Raw genomic sequence first — 20034 nt, 5'->3', positions numbered from 1 at the left:
TTCTCAATTAAATAATTCGAGTGGAACTGTTAGACAGACATTGGAGATTAAATGCATTGCAACAATGCAAATCATAATTTTCCATTCTCCATTCTCAATTCTCAATTAAATATTTCGAGTGGAACTGTTAGACAGACATTGAAGATTATATGCATATCAGCAATGCAAATCATAATTTTCCATTTTCAATTCTCCATTCTCAATTACTAAAAAACGCTTTTATATGGCAAAAGAAAAAGATACAGAGGGCATGAGCATACAGGAAGGCAAACTGAAAGCCTTGCAGGCTGCCATGGCCAAAATAGAAAAAGACTTCGGCAAAGGCTCGATAATGAAGCTCGGCGACGAGAACATCGAGCAGGTTGAGGTCATTCCCACCGGAAGCATCGGCCTTAACGCCGCTCTCGGTGTGGGCGGATATCCACGCGGACGAATAATAGAGATTTATGGTCCTGAGAGCAGCGGTAAGACAACTCTCGCCATTCACGCCATTGCTGAGGCTCAGAAGGCGGGCGGCATTGCTGCCTTTATCGACGCCGAGCATGCCTTCGACCGCTTCTATGCTGCCAAGCTCGGAGTGGATGTCGACAACTTGCTGATATCTCAGCCGGACAACGGTGAGCAGGCTCTCGAGATAGCCGATCAGCTTATACGCTCTTCAGCGATAGACATTCTGGTGGTCGACTCAGTGGCTGCGCTCACTCCGAAAGCCGAGATTGAGGGCGATATGGGCGACAACAGGGTTGGTCTGCAGGCACGACTGATGAGTCAGGCGCTCAGAAAGCTTACGTCTACTATAAGCAAGACCAACACAACGTGCATCTTCATCAACCAGCTGCGCGAGAAGATTGGCGTTATGTTCGGCAACCCTGAGACAACAACCGGCGGTAACGCGCTGAAATTCTATGCCAGCGTGCGCCTCGACATACGCCGCGTTACGAGCATAAAAGACGGCGACAAGGTTATCGGCAATCAGGTTCGCGTCAAGGTGGTTAAGAACAAGGTGGCTCCTCCGTTCCGCAAGGCTGAGTTTGAGATTACCTTCGGCGATGGAATCTCTAAGGTTGGCGAGCTTGTTGACCTCGGTGTTGAGTATGGCATAATACAGAAGAGCGGTTCATGGTTCTCTTATCAGGGAAGCAAGCTGGCTCAGGGACGCGACGCAACCAAGACGCTGCTGAAAGACAATCCTGAACTGTGCGAGGAGATTGAGGCACTGATAATGCAGGCTATATCAGACAGCGTGGAGTAATACGCCGTCTGTCTTGTGTTATAAATATTTTTGAATATACATCCGGCATGGGCGCAACGGCGTCTGTGCCGGATTTTTTTATGTTCTGTAGGGACACACCCCAGGTGTGTCCACATCGCCTTTTTGTATAAATCATGTGCCTTTATCATCCGGACGTCCCTTGGGTACGTCCCTACGGTTATCTGTCATGCGTCTTGCATGGCTCTTTATTTTTGAAACTTGCAACGCTTTATTGCCTTTCATTTTGTCATCGTGTTTATGTCATGATTTTCATGCGAAATAGAAAATGCTTAGGCAGAAATATGGTTTTGCAGGTAAACAATATTTACAAAACATCGTTAAAGGCATGTTTTTGTCAGATTAATATGCCACTTTTTGTGCGTTAATGCACTGTTTTTTCATCTTTAACTGGCCGTTTTTGGTGCCAAAAAGCAGTGGTTTTTGCCCGTTTTTCAGGCAAAATCGTTGCACACAACGCTGTAGATTGTCTGTAATGTTCTGATGCGTCGCAGCTTATGTTTGCACACGATTTTTGCCGGTTTTTACGGCCGGATAATTTTATTTTCAGAATATCGCAGTATGAGAGCGTCAGCAAAAGTCAGAGTGTAAGCGTAAAGCCCAGAATGTGTTGCAGAGTGTTATCTGTGCAAAACCTTTATCTGAAGGGCTTTGTGCGTGCAATCATGTGCGCGCCAGTATTGTTTTTGGGCTGTTATATTTATCTGTTCAGGTGATTTGTTGCAGTGTAAATTTATATGTATTTGTGTGTTTTTTGTTAATATTTTGACTTCTGAGTTGTATATATAGCATTATTTTCTTATCTTTGGAGAAAACTAGCGGTTATTTATTCATTTTTTATTATATAAGTTTGTTTTGTTGATTTTAATCAGAAGGAGGATTTTTATGGAAAAGACACGAAAAGAAACTGGGTTGAAGAGATTAATGTTCAATTATATTAAACTGCTTTTCTGTGCAGTTGTGTCAGTGGCTCTTTTTTATGGGTGTGATAATGATGATAATAATATCAATCCCGGAAGAACTCCGAAGTTTTCTGAAAAAAGTTACATCTCAGTGTATATAAAGGCAAAGCAGTTGAGATATTTTTATATGAGCGACACTTACGACAGTATACAGACCGATCCATATATACGATTTTCTCTTCTTGGTGAATGGTATAATGATGAAGCGGCAGAAGAGGTGGCAAGAGAGTTTGGTGACACGGCCTATTATCGTGTACCGGGATTTTATTTTTTGGATTCTGTTGTCAGCGACTCAATAAAAAAGATAGACGTAACATGTAGGTCAGATTATGATGCACAGCATCCCAAGGGCACGTCGCTGGCAGACATCGTGCTGTTCTGCGGGCGTTCTTATTATGACTTTATACGCAACGGATATACTGTTGCGGATGCAGAAAAGAATAAGCCTGAAAACGAGAACTTGTGCAAATATATCGAGTCAAGATGGAGTACTTCTGATGAAATGGGTATCGACAATCCGTGGGCAACAGTTGTGTCAGACACCCTTAAAAACATATCTTATGCCGACACCAAGCTGCTTAACTCGGATAAGACAGTTTTATGGTTTACCAAGCGTCCTGAAGGCCACGGCACATTCTGGTTTGACCTTACTGTAGAGATGTCGTCCGGATTAAAGTTCAGCGTGCCCGTAACGTATCAGTATGACAGATAATGCTGCATGCCGGTGCAAGTCTGATTGACATCAGCGTAGAACAGATATTGTTGTCAGCAGTATGAACTGTCATGCTGCTGACAATTTTTATAGAGCAAGGCATGGCTGTTATTTTTATGTCTGCGGCGTTGGTGTGCTGGCTTGTTTGTTGTCGGTCGGGGAGAGAATATTCTTTCGTGCTTAAGGTGGGTTCTATAAATTCGCTTTTTCAGATTTTTGATTTTAGGCGAGAAGATTTTGTAAGTGAATAAAGAAATGTAGCGGGCTACACGACTGAATGAACTTGCAAAATGAGCCGCATAAAAACAAAAAGATGAAAAAAGTCATAAGCCCATTGAAAGAAAAAATAAAACGTGGGAATTTATAGAACCCACCTTAACCCTCTTTTGGCATTGTGATTCAGCATCAATGCACAAAATTGATAAAGTAATATGCGGTCTAATGACCGATTTGGGCTTATGCAAAAAGTTGCCGCAGCGCTTGCTCTTGTGTCGCAGATGTGCTAACTTTGCATCCATGCAAGTAAGCGTAGAACTTCTTAAAGAATGGTTTGCCGACTTTAATGTGCGCTATTTCGGCGGCAGTCTGCCCGTGCCCGCATTTGCAGTGGGGCGCTCGCGCACGCAGCTCGGATGTATGTCGTGCAAGGTGAGGCGCAGGATGTTTTCAAAGTCGTACACCGACTACACAATACGCCTGAGCAACTATTATGATGCCGACGAGCGCCATTTTAAGAACGTTCTGCTGCACGAGATGATACATCTGTGCATAACGTCGAGGCGAATAAAGGACACGTCGCCGCACGGCGAGGTGTTCCGCAGGATGATGCGCGCCATAAACGCCGACGGCTGGAGCATAAGCGTTTCTACAAAGATGGACGCCGTACAGAGGTCTGCCGGCAAGGCGCGTAAGCGCATGAGGGTGGTTTTGGCAGTGGCTATGACCGACGGGCGATGCCTGCTCTCTGTGGTTAGTCCGCGTTATGTGCCGGCAATAGACAAAACTATGAGCCGTGCGCGTGGCATTGTCAGATATGACTGGTATGTGTCAGACGACGACTTTTTCAGTTCGTTTCCTTCTGTGAGGACTCCCCGTGGGCGCATTGTAGGCAAAGATGTCTTTGCCGAGCTTACGGGCAGAATGAAGCCTTTAGACCGGGTGCGGGCAGGCATCAGCCAGCGCTGACGCCATGCTGCGTTGTCTGCCGTGTTGGTGGCTTGCGTGTGTGCTGCCCATATTAACCCCAATCTGTCATAATACTGCACATAGCTTTATCTGTTTTGTGCATTCATGCTTCAGCCTGTCATTATTGTTCATGTTTGCGTCTTTTTGTTCGCTATTCTTGGCATAGCGCGCTATTCCTGCAAAAAATCTAACGAAAATCAGTTTAATATAGAGCAAATATTCAGACCGAATGACCGATTTGAAATAAAGCAATGGGCGCCCCTGCATCAAGCAGAAGCGCCCACCTCGTGTCGGTTTTATTTATCTGAAAGTTTAAGAAGTCTTTTTTTATCCGTTTTTGAGCTTGTCGCTATATAGTTTAAAGAAGTCAAAGTTCAGTATTCTTGATATTTTCATAAGCTCATCAGTGTCAATCGACTTTTTTCCAAATATTTTATAAACATTGGTCCGGCTGCATCCCAACTGGCCGGCCAGCCACACCACAGACTGTTTTCTTTCTCTTAGCTTGGCCTTTATCAGCAGGCCTATTGTTGTCTTATCTGTGTTTGTCTTTTTGGTATCTTGCATTTCCTTTTATGTGTAATGGTGGTGTGGTTCCCTTTTTCTTACTTATCTCTCTGCCGGCACATTCATGTCCGTAAGCTGCCGGCCTGTTTTTTTAACGTATACAAAGTTACGCCAAAGAATCATATTGTGCAAGTGCGGTTTTGCCGGTGTTGGAGTGAGGCTGACACAGGAGTGATTATCAGGTGATTTTTTGTGATTATCCGGTAAAAAGAAAATGCCCCGGCAGCATGTTTTGCTGTCGGGGCATATGTCGTTTTATGGTTTAGCCTGCATTGCAGCAGCTATTTTCAGCTGTGCCCTGGGGCTTTGCCGGATGAATTTATTGCAAAGCAGGCTTGTGGTCTTGTTAAAGATTAGCCAGTTCTATCACTTTGTCTACTGCAGCAGACAGTCCGTCGATGTCTTTTCCGCCTGCAGTTGCGAAGTGAGGCTGTCCGCCGCCGCCGCCCTTTATCAGCTTGGCAGCTTCGCGCACCATCTGTCCGGCGTTGAGTCCGTGTTCCTTCACGAGGTCTTCGCTTATCATGACGCTGAGGGTGGGGCGTCCGTCAAAGGTGCTTCCCACAACGCAGAGCATGCGCTCAGGTTCGGCTGCACGTATCTTGAACACGAGGTCTTTGGCTGCGTCCTGCTTCATTATCAGTGTGGAAGCGATGACCTTCACTCCGTTTACGATGCGGGCCTGAGATATGAGCTTCTCCTTAACTCTCTCAACTCTCTCGGCCTGGAACTGCTCAATGCTCTTCTTCATTGAGTCGTGCTCCTCGATATATTTCTCTATCACGCCGAGCAGGTCTTTGGTGTTGTTGAACAGAGCCTTTATTGCCTTCATTCCGTCCTCAAGGTCGTACATCAGCATTTCGCACTCTTTTCCGGTCTTGGCCTCTATACGGCGAACTCCGGCGGCAACGCTGCTCTCTGATATTATCTTGAACATGCCGATGCGGCCTGTAGAGTGGGCGTGGATACCGCCGCAGAACTCAATGCTCGGGCCAAACTTAACCACGCGCACCTTGTCGCCGTATTTCTCGCCGAACAGGGCTATGGCGCCCATCTTCTTGGCTTCGTCGAGCGGCATGTCGCGGTGTTCGTCGAGCGGTATGTCCTGACGTATCATGTCGTTGACAAGCATCTCAACCTTGCGTATCTCCTCGTCGGTCATCTTCTGGAAGTGAGAGAAGTCGAAGCGCAGCGTGTCGTGTGATACGAATGAACCCTTCTGCTCAACGTGGTCGCCCAATACCTGCTTCAGGGCATAGTCGAGCAGGTGGGTGGCCGTGTGGTTGGCGGCGCTTGCCTCGCGCTTGTCGGTGTCTACGCATGCCATGAAGTCGGCCTCAGGATTCTTTGGCAGCTCCTTAACGATGTGTATCGACTGTCCGTTCTCGCGCTTGGTGTCTATGATGTTCACTGTTTCGTTCTCGCTTACCAGCACTCCGCAGTCGCCAACCTGACCACCCATCTCGCCGTAGAATGGTGTGTTGTCGAGCACGAGTTCATAGAAGGTGTTCTTCTTCTGTGTTACCTTGCGGTAGCGCAGTATGTGGCATTCGTATTCAGTGTAGTCGTAGCCTACGAAGTTTTGCTCGCCCTGGCTCAGCTCGGTCCAGTCGCTGTTTTCAACGGCAGCGGCGTTGCGCGCTCTTGCCTTCTGCTTCTGCATCTCCTCGTCAAACTGTTTCTCGTCAACGCTGAGTCCGTTTTCGCGGCAGATGAGTTCAGTGAGGTCGAGCGGGAATCCGTAGGTGTCGAACAGGCGGAATGCCTTTGTGCCGTCGAGCACGGTCTTGCCTTCGGCCTTAACCTCCTGCATGGCGTCAGACAGCATGTTGATGCCGTTGGACAGTGTGCGCAGGAACGATTCTTCCTCTTCCTTTATCACCTTGGTTATCAGTTCGCGCTGTGCGGTAAGTTCGGGATAAGCCTCGCCCATCTCGTGTATCAGCGTAGGCATGAGCTTAAACATGAATGCCTCTTTCTGGTTGAGGAAGGTGTATGCGTATCTTACGGCGCGGCGCAGTATGCGGCGTATAACGTAGCCTGCCTTTGCGTTGCCCGGCAGCTGGCCGTCGGCTATAGAGAAGGCTACGGCACGCAGGTGGTCGGCAACCACGCGCATTGCCACGTCGGTTTTCTCTTCCTTGCCGTATTCCATGCCTGAAAGGCGTGAAATCTCCTTGATGATAGGCTGGAAGATGTCGGTGTCGTAGTTAGAATGCTTGCCTTGCAGGGCACGCACAAGGCGCTCGAAGCCCATGCCGGTGTCTATTACGTTCATTGACAGCTTTTCGAGAGAGCCGTCGGCCTTACGGTTGAACTGCATGAACACGAGGTTCCATATCTCGATAACCTGTGGGTCGTCTTTGTTTACAAGTTCGCGGCCCGGTGTCTTTGCTTTTTCTTCGGGAGTACGAGAGTCGAGGTGAATCTCTGAGCAAGGTCCGCAGGGACCTGTGTCGCCCATTTCCCAGAAGTTGTCGTGCTTGTTTCCGTTGATTATGTGGTCAGCCGGAACATGCTTTGCCCAGAAGGCAGCAGCCTCGTCGTCGCGGCTGAGGTTCTCTTCGGGAGAGCCTTCGAACACGGTTACGTAGAGGTCGGCCGGGTCGAGGTGAAGTACGTCAACGAGATATTCCCATGCCATGTCTATGGCGCCTTCTTTAAAGTAGTCGCCGAAGCTCCAGTTGCCGAGCATCTCGAACATGGTGTGGTGGTATGTGTCGTGGCCCACTTCCTCAAGGTCGTTGTGCTTTCCGCTCACGCGGAGACACTTCTGCGAGTCGGCCCTGCGTCTTGGTTCGGGGTCGCGTGTTCCCAGTATGATGTCCTTCCATTGGTTCATGCCTGCGTTAGTAAACATCAGTGTCGGGTCGTCTTTAATCACCATCGGTGCCGACGGAACAATCTGATGTCCTTTCGATTCAAAAAACTTTTTGAACGATTCACGGATTTCGTTAGCTGTCATCATTTTCTTTATATTTTGTTTTTGTTCTTTTCACGATAAAGGCAAAATGCCTATTTGGGAGCAAAATTATAAAATAAATCCCATAAATCATTAAATAATTGTGTAAAACATACAATTCTGTTGTCTGTGCGGCAAATTATTGTGTCGCAGGACGGCATGAGCCTGTCGGCAGCGTCTTTATCTGCAACTTGAAGAAATGTATTATTTTTTCGGTTGACAGCATGAAAATGAAAAAAAAATGATAAATTTGCAACATCAGACGTTACATATTTTAATTTCCACGAATTATGGCATTGAACACAGAAAAGAATCTTAAGCTTTATTACTCGATAAAGGAAGTGGCAGCCATGCTCAACGTGCCCGAGAGCATGCTGAGGTTTTGGGAAAAGGAGATACCGATGTTGCGGCCGAAAACAACCGGTAACAATGTGCGCCAGTATACGCAGACCGACATTGAGAATGTAAAGGCCGTGTATAATCTTGTCAAGGTCAGGGGCTTTAAACTGTCGGCTGCGCGTAAGATGTTGCGCGAAAACAAACAGGCTGTTGACGGCAATGCGCGTGTTATGGAGAGTCTGATAAAGGTGCGCGACGAACTGAAGTTGCTCAAGAAACAGCTTGATTATCTTGAGTAGTATTGTTTTTGCAATACCTCGCAAGATAACTTTCCGGCCTTGCTTTCTGCATATGTCTTCAGTTGCCTGTATATCTTGATATACACCTAATCGTACATCTTGAGGGTATGCGTTGAGATTTGCTGTGTTTGTAGTGGATACAGGCTGTTATCCGACATGGAGTAGTGTACCGAAAAATAAATTCTTTATTAAGAAATCCCATTAAATCATTATTCCGTACATGATTTAAATCTACAAAATATTGATGCCTTCATACGTCATGTTGTTTCCTGTTATTGTCCTGTCGTCTGCTTTTTGTGGAAATAGACCGCTATGCCTCTGAAAAAGCAAATGACTATACGCTCAATTTAAGACAATAATCCTGCCGGATCTTAATGAAAGCAATTTGGGATAAAAGCAGATGCCAGGAGACTTCACAGTGTCCTGGCATCCTTTCAATACATAAAATCAAATTATTAACTTTGAATTTTAGTCTGGCTCTTTATTTATTAACGTATTTTTTGCCATTGATTATAACGATACCCTTTGCATTTTTGTTAACACGCTGTCCGGCGATGTTGTATGCAGGAGCATCAACGTCATTCTTGTCGGTGTTAATCTCTGTGATGTCAGTGCTGCCGCCAGAGAGCAACTTAAGAGTAGAACCGTCTTCTGCAACGATGCTTACGTCAACAGGATTCTCGCTGTAGCAGAAGCCTTTGAAAGAAGCTTTTGAACCAACTGCGTTGAATACATAGTTGCAGTCTGCATAAACCTTGAACATGATTACGCCAAGACCATTGCCGGCAGATGTAGCTTCAGCATTGTTGTTGTGATAAATCTGAATAGGCCAAAGGATTGTACCGTTGCTCTGGTCATAGAAACCTTCCTCGTCAGCTGGCAGAGTGTATGTAAGCACGCCGTTTGTTATAGGGTCTGCGTTCTTGTCAGCGTCATCAGCAATGTTCATAGCAAGAGTGTAAGAAAGGCATTTGCCTTCTTCAAATACAGTGTATGCCTTGTTTGAAGAAGCCTTTAAAACAGCATAGAAATAACCGTCCTTCTTAGCCTTTACTACATAGTAAGCGCCTGTTCCCGGCTGTACGAAGTTCTTTGCAGGATCCTCACCGCCGGCTCCTTTAGGGTTGCTGTTTCCCTGAAGACCTAAGTCAGAGCAGTCAACGTCTTTGTCTGCACCAAAGCGTACTTTGTTGTAACCGTTGAATGCGATATCCACAGCTTTGTACTGATCAGCAGCGCCTGTTGAAACTGTAACGTCTTCGTTGTCAACTATAACAGAGTTTGCATCGATGGCTGTCAGTGCTGTAGGGTCAGCTGCGCCCTTTTCAGTCAGCCATGCTTTGGCGTCAATTGTACAAACGTTCTGCGCGCTGGCGCAAATTCCTGCCATAAGGGCAAGTGATAAAGATAAAATTTTTTTCATAAGTTTTAATTTTAGTGATTAATAAAGTTATTATAAAGTTTTCTTTTAAATATTTGTTATATGTATGCTGCAAACCTTGAATTTGCAGCATACATTTTCTTTTGGTTATTCTGCAGTAGTGAGCGTTCCTGTAAACGTATTTGTCGAAGTGTAGGTCTTTCTGCCTTCGGTTATGGTCGTTACATATATAAATGTAATTTCGCCGTTAGTTACCTTGGCGCTGAAATTGCCGAGGTTTGCACTTTTGTTATTTGTCAGGATATATCCCGAAGTGCTGTTTCCCGAACAGTTTGCTACATCTGATATTTCTTCTTTGACAACAGGATCGGCCTGTTTCAGTGTTACATTGGCAACCCACTGCCTATTGGCAGACAATTCTATTGTTCCTGTAGCTTCGTTTTCATCTTGCAGCTCGCCAGATGAGTTTGTGAGCTTCTGGTTCCATGTGCCGATATATGTTCCTGCAACTTCCTGTTCCGGGTTTTGTGTCCCTACAGCTTCATCGTCGTCATCGCTGCATGCGCTGAAAGTCATCAAGGCCATTATCAGTGTTAAGAATAAATATGTTTTCTTTTTCATTGCTTTCATTTTTTATGTTATTAAAGTCAATCTATTAATAGCCGGGATTCTGGTCTTCTTCAGTCATGCTGTCGTTACCTGAAATTTCAGATGTCGGGATAGGACGATACCATTTTGTCTCTCCTTTAATGTTTTTCATATCCTCGGCACTTGTAACGAAATAGTTGTATGCCACGTTGTAGCGAACCAGCTGACGTGTACGGCGAAGGTCAACCCAGCGGGTCTGTTCTGCGTAACATTCACGTGCACGCTCGTCCAGAATCAAGTCAAGCAGAGTGAAGTTTGAAAGCATGACGCTTACTTCATAGTCAGCAAGGCTGTTAAGATGAGGTGCTCCGGCGCGGTCGCGCACTGCGTTGATTTTCTCAAGGGCTGCAGTTTCGTTTCCTGCCATATAATAGGCCTCGGCAGCAGTAAGATATGTTTCAGATGCATGGAGGACTACGATGTCGCGGTAGCTGATGGTCTTTCCGCCCATAGATGCGGTCGGGTCGTCCCATTTCTTAACGCACGGCGTTGTTTCCAAAGATGTTCCTCTGTTGTTGTCATTGAGGTTCTGATTGGTTATTGTCGGTGTAAGGAAGTTGCCTTCTGCGTCAAACTTGTAGACAAATATCTGTCCGTCGTGGAGCAGGTTGGCATGAGGCTCCTTCGGATGCTTATTCGGGTCGCGTACAAACTGCGATTTGTGCGCTGTTAGATATGCCTCAAATTCGGCTTGAGAAACATAAGTGGGAGCATAGTATGCAAATATTGGCAATGTGTTTTTGTCAACACTTGTGTTGTAGTATGCAAAGTATCCATATTTAGTCCAGTCGGCCACGCTGTTGTCATACTGATACATTGTTGTCATGAATGTAGCGTCCCAGCGTGTGTCTCCTTTCTCCCACAGTGCCAGAGAGCGTGTGTTGAGAGCCTTGTTAGAGGTTGAATACTTCTGTCCCTGAGCTACGTCGCCGTAATAGTGGCTGTAGTAGATGTCGAGTTCATGTCCGCCGTCGCTTATGTCTCCGGGCCATCCTGCCTTGTCATACTGAACTGCGAAGAATGTCTCGGGATTGGTGTCCTCATTTGACGGCAGCCATTTGTCTTCGAACGATTGTGTGAGCGGTATGCCGCTGATGGCAGCCTCGGCAGCCTGTGCAGCCTTCTCGAAGTTTTCTTTTGATGTTATGGTGTATGTGCCGGCATTTTCGTCAGTGAGAGTAGTGTTGCAGTCCCAGCCGTGTGCAAGATATATTTTTGCGAGCAGGGCTTGTGCAGCTTTTTTATTTACAGAGCCGTCATGTGTTATTTCAGGAATTTCGCTTGAGTTGATAACTTCCTGAAGGTCGTTTTCACAGTTGGTGTAAATAGTTTCGAGGTCTGTGCGCGGATAGTCGCGGCTTGCGCTCTGAATGTAGGTGTCAGAGTAGGGCACAGCTCCAAACTGCTGTGTCATGAGATAATATCCGTAAGCTCTAAGGAATAGGCCTTCTGCACGATATCTCTTGTATTCTTCTCCGTTGTAGTTGATAAGACCGTTGGCATTATTTATAAGTCCTGTACATGCAACGTAGTAGTCTTTTACTTCGTCTGTCTCGGCGGTCAGCGAATAATCCTGGAATACTGATGCACCCTGACCACGGCAAGGCATATAGAGGTCTGTGCCGTCATCGTTGATGTTTAATGCCGTAGCCAGATTCTTTAAAGAAAGGAAGGCATATGCCCTGAAAGACTCCAATCCTTCTTTTGTCCTGAAATATGTTTCAGGATCCATTTTGTCTCCTCCGGCTGTCTTGTTTTCTGCTTCAAGGAAGTCCGAGCAGCTTGTGGCCGACATCAGTGCCAGAAGAGCCATTGTTATGATATATGATATTTTTTTCATTTTTCTTGATTATTGAAGTTAGAATTTAAGACTTGCACCAAATTCCCATGTAACAGTGCTAGGACCATCGTTTTCTGCACCGCCTCCGGCCCATTCCGGATCAAATCCTTTGTAGTCGGTCCATACGAACGGGTTGGTTACTGTGCAATAAAGGCGCAGATGGCTGATGCCGATCTTGTTGATCCATTTCTTCGGGAACGTATATCCGAGAGTAATGTTCTTGACTTTTACGAAAGACGCGTCTGTGATGGCCTGGCATTGTGAGCCGTCACGGTTGAAGGCATGTGTTCCGTTAAGACCTGCAGTGTTTCCGTCGTTCGGGAAAGGATATGCACCATAGTGGGTGGTCTGCTGGTATACTGGGTTGATGTATGTTCCGTCGGGATTAATACCGTCGCAGTCGATAAGTGTTCCTGCCGGGATATAATAGTCAACATTCAGGTGCATCCATCCACGGTCTTTATAGTCGAGATATTGTGCATAGAAGTCAGAGTACACCTTATAGTTCTGCTTGGTGTAAAGTGATGCAGACAAGTCCCAATTCTTGTATGACAGAGATGTTGTGAGGCTTCCTGTCCATGACGGGTCTGACCTGTAAACCTTCTTGTCTTTGTCGTCGATAGTTCCGTCGCCGTTGACATCTTCTATAATCGGGTTGCCTTCCTGCAGTCCGTAGCAAATGTTGTAATAGTCATATTCTTTCATTGTTGAGCCTGGTGTAAGGCCTTTTGCCACGGCGATTTCTGTGTTAGGCACAATCATGTCGCGGTCGGTTACGATGCCGGCCCAGTGATATCCGTATACGTTGTTGATAGAGCATCCGATGAAAAGGTTGTCGTTAGGCAGGTTTGCACCTGAACCGTTGATTTCTTTCACCTTGTTGATGTTGCGTGCATAGTTTAAAGAGATGTCCCAGCGCCAGTCTTTTGTGATGACAGGAATTGCGGTTACAGCAAATTCGATACCTCTGTTCTGCACGCTTCCTACGTTTGTGTTAAGCTTCATTGGGTTGCCGTCGCTGTCTGTTCCGGCTTCGAGCGGAAGCTCTACAGAGTAGAGAAGGTCGTCTGAGGTTTTCTGATACAGATCCACGCTACCGAAGATGCGGTTCTTGAGGAAGCCGAAGTCGATACCGAAGTTGATTTCCTTAGACTCTTCCCATGTCAGGAATCTGTCTACGATGCTGCTCGGATAGAAAGCGTTTACGTAAGTGCTTCCGAAGGGATAGTAAACCGGACCGGCTACTGTTGTTCTTGTAGCATAGTTTCCTACGCCGGTGTTGTTACCTGTTACACCGTATGAAAGTCTTACCTTTAAGTTAGAGAGCCATTTTACGTTCTGAAGGAACTTCTCTTGTGACGCGCGCCATGCAACGGCAACAGACGGGAAGCATCCCCAGCGCTGGTCTGGTTCAAATTTTGAAGAGCCGTCCCAACGTACAGTTGCGGTAAGCATATATCTCTCGTCGAAGGTATAGTTGGCGCGAAGAGCGTATGAAATCATACTGTTTTCACTGAAAGAGTTGTTCGTATTGGTAAGGTCAATGGTTCCTGATGACAGATTGTACCAAAGTGAGCCGTCGAGCACACCCTGTGCTGCCTGATTGGTGGCTTCGGTGTCGCTTGCCATCATAGAGAACAGTCCCATGAGGTTAACGGCGTGTTTCTTTGCAAACACTTTGTCGAATGTAAGGATGTTGTCCCATGTCCATTGTATGTTGCGTGACGTTGCAAGACTTGCCGTGTTTACAGGGTTTCCGTTGGTGTCGGTTGTACCTACTACTGTTGCTCCTGCATAGTCGAGCACATAGTCGGTGAAAACACCGTCACGGTAATAAGTGAAGTTTGGCGAGAATGTTGTCTTGAACGTGAGTTCTTTTATCGGCTTGATTTGCAGATATACATTGCCGAGCATGCGCCATGTCTGACGCTTGTGTGTGTATACGTCCATCAGGTAGAGCGGGTTATACTGTCCTGAGAACTGGTGGCCTGTTGACGAGGCCGTACCCATGGCTACAGAGTTGCCTGGATAGTAGTTTTTATATATTTGTCCGTATTGGTTGTAATAGTAGCCGGTGTATCCTTCCTCCGGAATGTTTCCGTTGGCATCATAGATATATCCGTTTCTTTCGTCCGGCTGTGTTGAATATGGCTGGCAGAAAGGATTGAGCCTGTAGGCAAGCTCTATGGCGTCATCGTTTGCATATTCGTTTCTGATATAAGCCATGTTTACGGTGAATCCGCCGCTGATAATCTTGTTGATCTGTGCGTCAAGACTGCCCTTGAAGCTGAACTGGTCTCTGCTGTCGCCTACATAGATACCTTTTTCCTGGTTGTAGCCGAGTCCGACATGATAGTTTACTCTTTCAGACGCTCCGCTTATGGCCACGTAATGGTTTTGCTGTGTTCCGTTGCGTGTTGCCAGATCTGCCCAGTCAGTGGTCTGTCCTCCTGCAATAATCTGTTTTAGGATAGAATTTCCGTCTCCGTCAACCAGTGCCATTTGATCAAAATTGCCCATGATGTACATCGGGTTGGCCAGGTTGGTCTGTCCTTGTCCATAAGAAAGGAACTTCAGGAAGCGGTAATTGTAGAATTGCTGTCCGGTCTGGAATTCAGGCATACGTGCAACTTTTGATACGCCGTAATAGCCGTCGTATGAGATGGTCGGCTTGCTCATTTTTTTGCCGATGTTAAGGCTTCCTTTGGTTGTAACCATAATCACACCGGCTGTGGCGCGTGAACCGTATATCGCGGTTGACGATGCGTCTTTCAGAACGTCGATGCGCTCAATGTCTTGCTGGTTAAGGAAGTTGATGTCGTCGCAGATTATTCCGTCAACAACATAAATAGGTTTAGTGTCAGAGTTTGTAGATGATTTTCCGCGAATCTCAATGTCAAAGTCTCCGCCGGCACGGCTTGAGTTCTTTGTAATGTTGACACCAGGAACGGTACCCTGAAGACCTTCCATGACAGTTGCGGCTCCTTTGGCTGTTACGTCTTCCGTGCTTAGTGAACTCACTGATCCTGTGAGGTCGCTTTTTTTCATGGTTCCGTATCCTACAACAACAAGCTCGTCAAGTGCCTGGTTGTCTTCTTGCATGACAAGGTTTAGTGTGGAACTGTTGCCTACTTTTACATTCAGGTCTTTATAGCCGATGTAGGTAATTTTAAGGTTGGTCGACTCTGTTGCATTAGGAATCTTAAAATTACCGTTGATGTCAGTTATAGCACCTGCTTTTCCGTCGACAAGGACTGTAACGCCGATCATTGGTTCCCCGTTAGCGTCTCTCACCGTACCGGTAATTACCTTTTGCGCAAATGCAGAAAGGCATATTACAGGCAGCATTGATGCCAATAGGATTCTTCTTGTTAGTAAATGCATAAATGTTTTATTTTTAATTGTTAGTAGTTAGTGTTTCTCTATATATGATTATATGTTTGCTCTATTTTTTCATGGCCGTTTTCATGGTATTTTTATCTGTAGGCCAAGTAGATTTCTGCCGGTTAAAGTAGATTTGTTATGTGCAAATATACAATAATTTTAAATTCAAGACAAATAAAAACACTTTTTTTTGATGTTTGTCGGATAATTTATTTTGTTATATAACCTTAATATTTGATTTATTGGCTTATTTTTTAATGCTTTTGTGTTTAGTTTTTTGCTTAAATAATGTTGTATTTTGGCAATTCTTTATGTTGTATTATATATATGGTAGGTGGGCTTGGTGTCAGGATGGGCCGGTTAAGACTTTGTCTGATTCATAATAAAAGTTAACGTGTGGGCTGCTGCTTATGTAACAAATATGGGGTATGGGCTACGGATGTTGAGTTGATTCAGAATAGGAAACTGTTGTTGCTGTTGATCGGCAAAGTAAAACGTAGTGCCGGATTTGTTTCTGGCTTGTCGCCATGTCATGGTTCTGATGTTGCGCCCTTTAAGGAGGATATAAAACAGAAAACTTTTTGATTTTGACGCTTTCAGACTGGCTTTTTTCTAACGGAATAGGATTATTTTATGAAAAAGGCCGTAAATTCGTTTGTTTTGCTAAAGTGTTGATTCCTAGTGGTTTATGCCGTTATCACAGATACTTCTCGATTGTTAAAAAAGCTAACTGGGCCGTTTGATCATCAAAAACCATAGGTTTATGCACCGCAGGTAGTACATTTTTCATGCCTGAAGCAATAGTTTTGGCGTCTTAAATTGCTGTTTTGAGGGCAAGAAAGTGTCTGATATGCAAATAAATGTTATAGAAATTGGTGCGCTATATTTATTAGCTTAACAATTATTATAATTATGTTTTCTATTTTGCAGAAAACTCTGAACATAAATTTTGTAAAGGTTTTTCTGCCGGAGACTTTTGTGTCAGGCTGTTTTGTTAGGTGGTATTGATTGCATAAAAATAAAAGCCAGACATCGCAACGGATTGTTGTTGCTGTCTGGCTTTTATTATGTTGTGTGATATAAGTTTCGCGGCAGATTGTCTTGATCTTTGCCGCTGTATCTGTTTGTTTGATTATATTTCAGGTATCCAGCTGTTGTCCATCTTGAAGACGTTGTCAACTGTTATCTTGGCAGCCTTTTTTTTTGTCAGTTGTTTGCTCCACGGTGCCCTTTCTTTCGTTGTTGCTCCGGCACCGCTGTTGTTGTATTCCATGTAGCGTGCTGTCTTTTCGTTCGAAGCCTTGCCCCAGTTGTGCCATCCAGCAGGCAGAATGTGACTGCCAAGCTCGCAGTTCATGAACAGGGTGAAGGCGTAAGGGCGCCACGGACGTCCGAGATATACCTTTGTAACGCCTTCGGCTGCTGTAAGCTTGCAGCGGTTGAACACGTAGCCGAAAGCCACGTCTGCAGGCGTTGAGGCTGCTGTGACGTAAGAGTTTTGCTTGCTGTGTATGGTGCAGCCTTCAAACCATGCCGTAGACGGACCGAAGATAAAGTCGGTTGTTCCCTCGATGTAGCAGTTCTTAAAGTATAGTCTGGTGTTGGCCAGACCTGTATATACTGTGTCCTGGTTGCCCAGCAGGCGGCAGTTTACAAACACGAGATGGTCGCCTTCTGTGTGAAGTGCCACGGCCTGTCCAAGCTTTGCGGCATTGTTTTCTATCGTGATATTCTTAAATGTGATATAGTTGCCTTCCACTTTGACGGTGTATGTGCGGAATGTTCCCATGGGCTTGTTGGTGTCTTCAAGCCTTATGTTGGCATGGTCGTCGTAGGTTATTATGGTGTTTTCTGCATCTTCGCCGCACACTTCGATGTTGGTGAGCCACGACGGTATTATCACTTTCTCCTTATATACGCCTTTCTTTACGTATATTACTTTGTGATATTCCATGAATGCGCGGCACACTTCAACGGCCTCGTTGATGGTTCTGAACTGGCCGGTGCCGTCTCTCGAAACCACCAGTGTGTCGGGATTGTCATAAGGGTTGGCTGCGTTTGCCGTAAATGCGGCCAGTGCCGCAATGATAGTGATGAATAGTTTTTTCATAGTTGTGCTTTTTGACAGGCTGTGCCATACGGGCACGACTGCCTCAGCCGGCTGTTACGCCGGCTGTGCATGGTCAGCCTGAAGTTGTTTATAATATTTGTTTTATTTCTTGTAGTCCTTCTACTTTCTTCAGTTTTCCCATTATAGTCCTGACGTCGTCGCGGTCGTGTATCCTCAGTTCGAGTGTTCCGTCAAATATTCCTTCTTCGCACGACAGCGTCACTCTGTGTATGTTTACGTTAAGCTCGTCGGATATAACCTGGGTAACTTCGTTGAGCATGCCGATTCTGTCTATTCCTTTTATCTCTATTACTGCATCGAAGAGCAGTTTCTTGTGCATGTCCCATTTAGCATCGAGTATGCGGTTGCCGTATCCAGATTTTAGCTTTGCTGCAACGGGGCACGACCTTTTGTGTATCTCAATGCGGTTCTTGCCGTCGATGAATCCTAGCGCGTCGTCGCCGGGTATGGGGTGACAGCAGTCAGGGAAGATAAACTGGTTTATGTTGTCGTCTGTGATATATATAGGCTTTTTGCGGTTGAAGCCTTCTTTTACGATGAAGTAGTTTGGCTTCTTGTTCTCGTTGCCTTTCTTCTTTTCCTTGCCCAGGAACGGCACAAACTTTCGCCATGTTACGGCCGAGTTCTGCTTTCTCTTACCGTTTATTTCGTCGATGTCTTTATCGCTGAGTATGATATTCTTCTTTCCTATTGCCTTGAACAGCTCGTCCGGCTTCTGCACCTCGTGGAATTCGCACAGCTTGTCGATTACAGACGAGTTGATTTCCAGTGAGTGCTTGCTAAGGAATTCAGACAGAATCTCTTCGCCTTGCTTCTGTATCTCGCGGGCTTCGCGACGTAATATTGCCTGTATCTTAGCCTTTGCCTTTGCCGTTGATGCAAAGTTTATCCATGATGGCTGCACGTGCTGCGAGTTTGAGGTGAGAATTTCCACCTGGTCGCCGCTTTGCAGCTTGTGGCTCAGCGGTACGAGCTTGTGGTTTACCTTTGCGCCTATGCAGTGGCTGCCGAGGAATGTGTGTATCTGGAATGCAAAGTCGAGGGCCGTACAGCCTGCCGGCATGGTTTTTATCTCGCCTTTGGGGGTAAATACAAATATCTCTGATGCAAAAAGGTTGAGCTTTATAGCGTCGAGGAAGTCCATTGCATCGGGCTGCGGGTCGTCAAGAATCTCTTTGATGGTGCGCAGCCAGTTGTTAAGTTCGCCTTCGTCTTCAGTAATTTCGTCGCCTTCTTTATATTTCCAGTGTGCGGCAAAGCCCTGTTCTGCCACTTCGTCCATTCTTTCAGAGCGTATCTGTACCTCAATCCATCGGCCCTGCTTGCTCATCAGAGTTACGTGCAGAGCCTGATATCCGTTGGCCTTGGGATGGTTGACCCAGTCGCGCAGACGGTCGGGGTGCGACTTGTAGATCTGGCTTATCGCCACATATATGTTGAAGCATTCGTTGACTTCCTCTTCCCGTTTCTTTGGCTTGAAGATTATTCTTACAGCCAGAATGTCGTAAACCTGGTCGAAGCTTACGTGCTTGTTCTGCATTTTGTTCCAGATGGAGTAGGGGCTTTTCACCCTGGCTTTTATTTCATATTCAAGTCCCATCCTGTCGAGAGCCTGCTTTATTGGACCTGTAAAGTCGTCAAACAGACTGTCGAGAGATGCCTTTGTGTCTGCCAGTTTAGATTCTATTGATTTATACTCTTCGGGATGTTCAAACTTGAAACTCAGGTTCTCAAGCTCGGTCTTTATCTTGTTCAGTCCGAGGCGGTTGGCAAGCGGTGCGTAGATGTATAGCGTTTCTCCGGCAATCTTGTATTGCTTGTTTGCCGGCTGGCTGTCAAGCGTGCGCATGTTGTGCAGACGGTCGCATATCTTAATTAGGATAACGCGTATGTCGTCGCTCATGGTCAGAAGCAGTTTCTTGAAGTTTTCTGCCTGTGCCGACGCCTGGTCGCCGAATATTCCGCCTGAAATCTTTGTCAGTCCGTCTACAATCTGCGCAATCTTAGGGCCGAAGATGTTCTCTATGTCCTCAACCGTGTAGTCGGTGTCTTCAACCACGTCGTGCAGAAGTGCCGCACTTATACTGGTAGAGCCGAGCCCCATCTCGCTGCATGCGATCTGGGCCACGGCTATGGGGTGCATTATATATGGTTCGCCAGACAAGCGTCTAACGCCCTTATGTGCCTGTTTGGCAAAGTTGAATGCTTTAGTTATTATGTCAACTTTCTTTCTGTGGCGTGTGGACAAATAGTCGTTCAGCAGACGCTGAAAAGCATCACCGACCAACTTTTCCTCAGCAATTTCTCTCTCTTTGTCAATGTTGTTACGCTCGTCCATAATTGGTTTCTCCAGA

Annotated in this window: 12 protein-coding genes; 4 read left to right on the top strand and 8 right to left on the bottom strand. The window is 45.9% G+C overall.

Going from position 1 to position 20034, the window contains the following annotated elements; genetic code table 11:
- The first annotated feature begins 223 nt into the window (after positions 1-223).
- From recA to EJL04_RS08740, 3 genes are all read left to right on the top strand, one after another.
- Complete coding sequence (gene recA / locus EJL04_RS08750) at positions 224-1252, top strand: recombinase RecA (RefSeq protein ID WP_053399045.1); 1029 nt, start codon at positions 224-226, stop codon at positions 1250-1252.
- Positions 1253-2344: 1092 nt separating this feature from the next.
- Positions 2345-2944, top strand: a complete 600-nt coding sequence (locus EJL04_RS08745) for a hypothetical protein (RefSeq protein WP_125104680.1) — start codon at positions 2345-2347, stop codon at positions 2942-2944.
- 516 nt (positions 2945-3460) lie between these two features.
- On the top strand, positions 3461-4129 hold the full coding sequence (locus EJL04_RS08740; RefSeq protein ID WP_125104679.1) for a SprT-like domain-containing protein: 669 nt from the start codon (positions 3461-3463) through the stop codon (positions 4127-4129).
- A gap of 327 nt (positions 4130-4456) precedes the next feature.
- On the opposite strand, the gene EJL04_RS08735 is transcribed toward EJL04_RS08740, so the two are convergent.
- Entirely contained in the window at positions 4457-4696 is a 240-nt protein-coding gene (locus EJL04_RS08735; protein WP_053399048.1) for a helix-turn-helix domain-containing protein, read from the bottom strand.
- A gap of 346 nt (positions 4697-5042) precedes the next feature.
- The gene (alaS, locus tag EJL04_RS08730; RefSeq protein ID WP_053398990.1) at positions 5043-7664 is read right to left on the bottom strand and encodes an alanine--tRNA ligase; all 2622 of its coding nucleotides are present in this window, start codon (positions 7662-7664) and stop codon (positions 5043-5045) included.
- A 284-nt stretch (positions 7665-7948) separates the two neighbouring features.
- On the opposite strand from alaS, the gene EJL04_RS08725 reads away from it, so the two are divergent.
- The gene (locus EJL04_RS08725; RefSeq protein ID WP_125104678.1) at positions 7949-8296 is read left to right on the top strand and encodes a MerR family transcriptional regulator; all 348 of its coding nucleotides are present in this window, start codon (positions 7949-7951) and stop codon (positions 8294-8296) included.
- A 481-nt stretch (positions 8297-8777) separates the two neighbouring features.
- Here EJL04_RS08725 and EJL04_RS08720 read toward each other — a convergent pair whose 3' ends face one another.
- The 6 genes from EJL04_RS08720 to EJL04_RS08695 all read right to left on the bottom strand — a co-directional run bounded on the left by EJL04_RS08720 (position 8778) and on the right by EJL04_RS08695 (position 20018).
- The gene (locus EJL04_RS08720; protein WP_021853641.1) at positions 8778-9719 is read right to left on the bottom strand and encodes a hypothetical protein; all 942 of its coding nucleotides are present in this window, start codon (positions 9717-9719) and stop codon (positions 8778-8780) included.
- Between the two features lie 105 nt (positions 9720-9824).
- A complete protein-coding gene (locus tag EJL04_RS08715) occupies positions 9825-10298 on the bottom strand; it encodes a hypothetical protein (protein WP_021853640.1) in 474 nt (157 codons plus the stop codon).
- A gap of 34 nt (positions 10299-10332) precedes the next feature.
- Positions 10333-12165 carry a RagB/SusD family nutrient uptake outer membrane protein gene (locus EJL04_RS08710; protein WP_125104677.1) on the bottom strand — a complete coding sequence of 611 codons (1833 nt, stop codon included), beginning with the start codon at positions 12163-12165 and terminating at the stop codon, positions 10333-10335.
- 18 nt (positions 12166-12183) lie between these two features.
- Positions 12184-15549 (bottom strand): SusC/RagA family TonB-linked outer membrane protein, encoded by a 3366-nt coding sequence (locus EJL04_RS08705; protein WP_021853638.1) that lies wholly within the window; start codon positions 15547-15549, stop codon positions 12184-12186.
- A gap of 1132 nt (positions 15550-16681) precedes the next feature.
- Positions 16682-17659 carry a pectinesterase family protein gene (locus EJL04_RS08700; RefSeq protein ID WP_125104676.1) on the bottom strand — a complete coding sequence of 326 codons (978 nt, stop codon included), beginning with the start codon at positions 17657-17659 and terminating at the stop codon, positions 16682-16684.
- Between the two features lie 88 nt (positions 17660-17747).
- Entirely contained in the window at positions 17748-20018 is a 2271-nt protein-coding gene (locus tag EJL04_RS08695) for a RelA/SpoT family protein (protein ID WP_021853634.1), read from the bottom strand.
- Positions 20019-20034 lie beyond the last annotated feature (16 nt).

Origin of the sequence: Prevotella marseillensis (genome assembly GCF_900625065.1) — a bacterium.
GTDB lineage: Bacteria > Bacteroidota > Bacteroidia > Bacteroidales > Bacteroidaceae > Prevotella > Prevotella rara.
The sequence above is the reverse complement of the archived record's forward strand: the minus strand, read 5'-3'. Positions and strand labels throughout refer to the sequence as shown.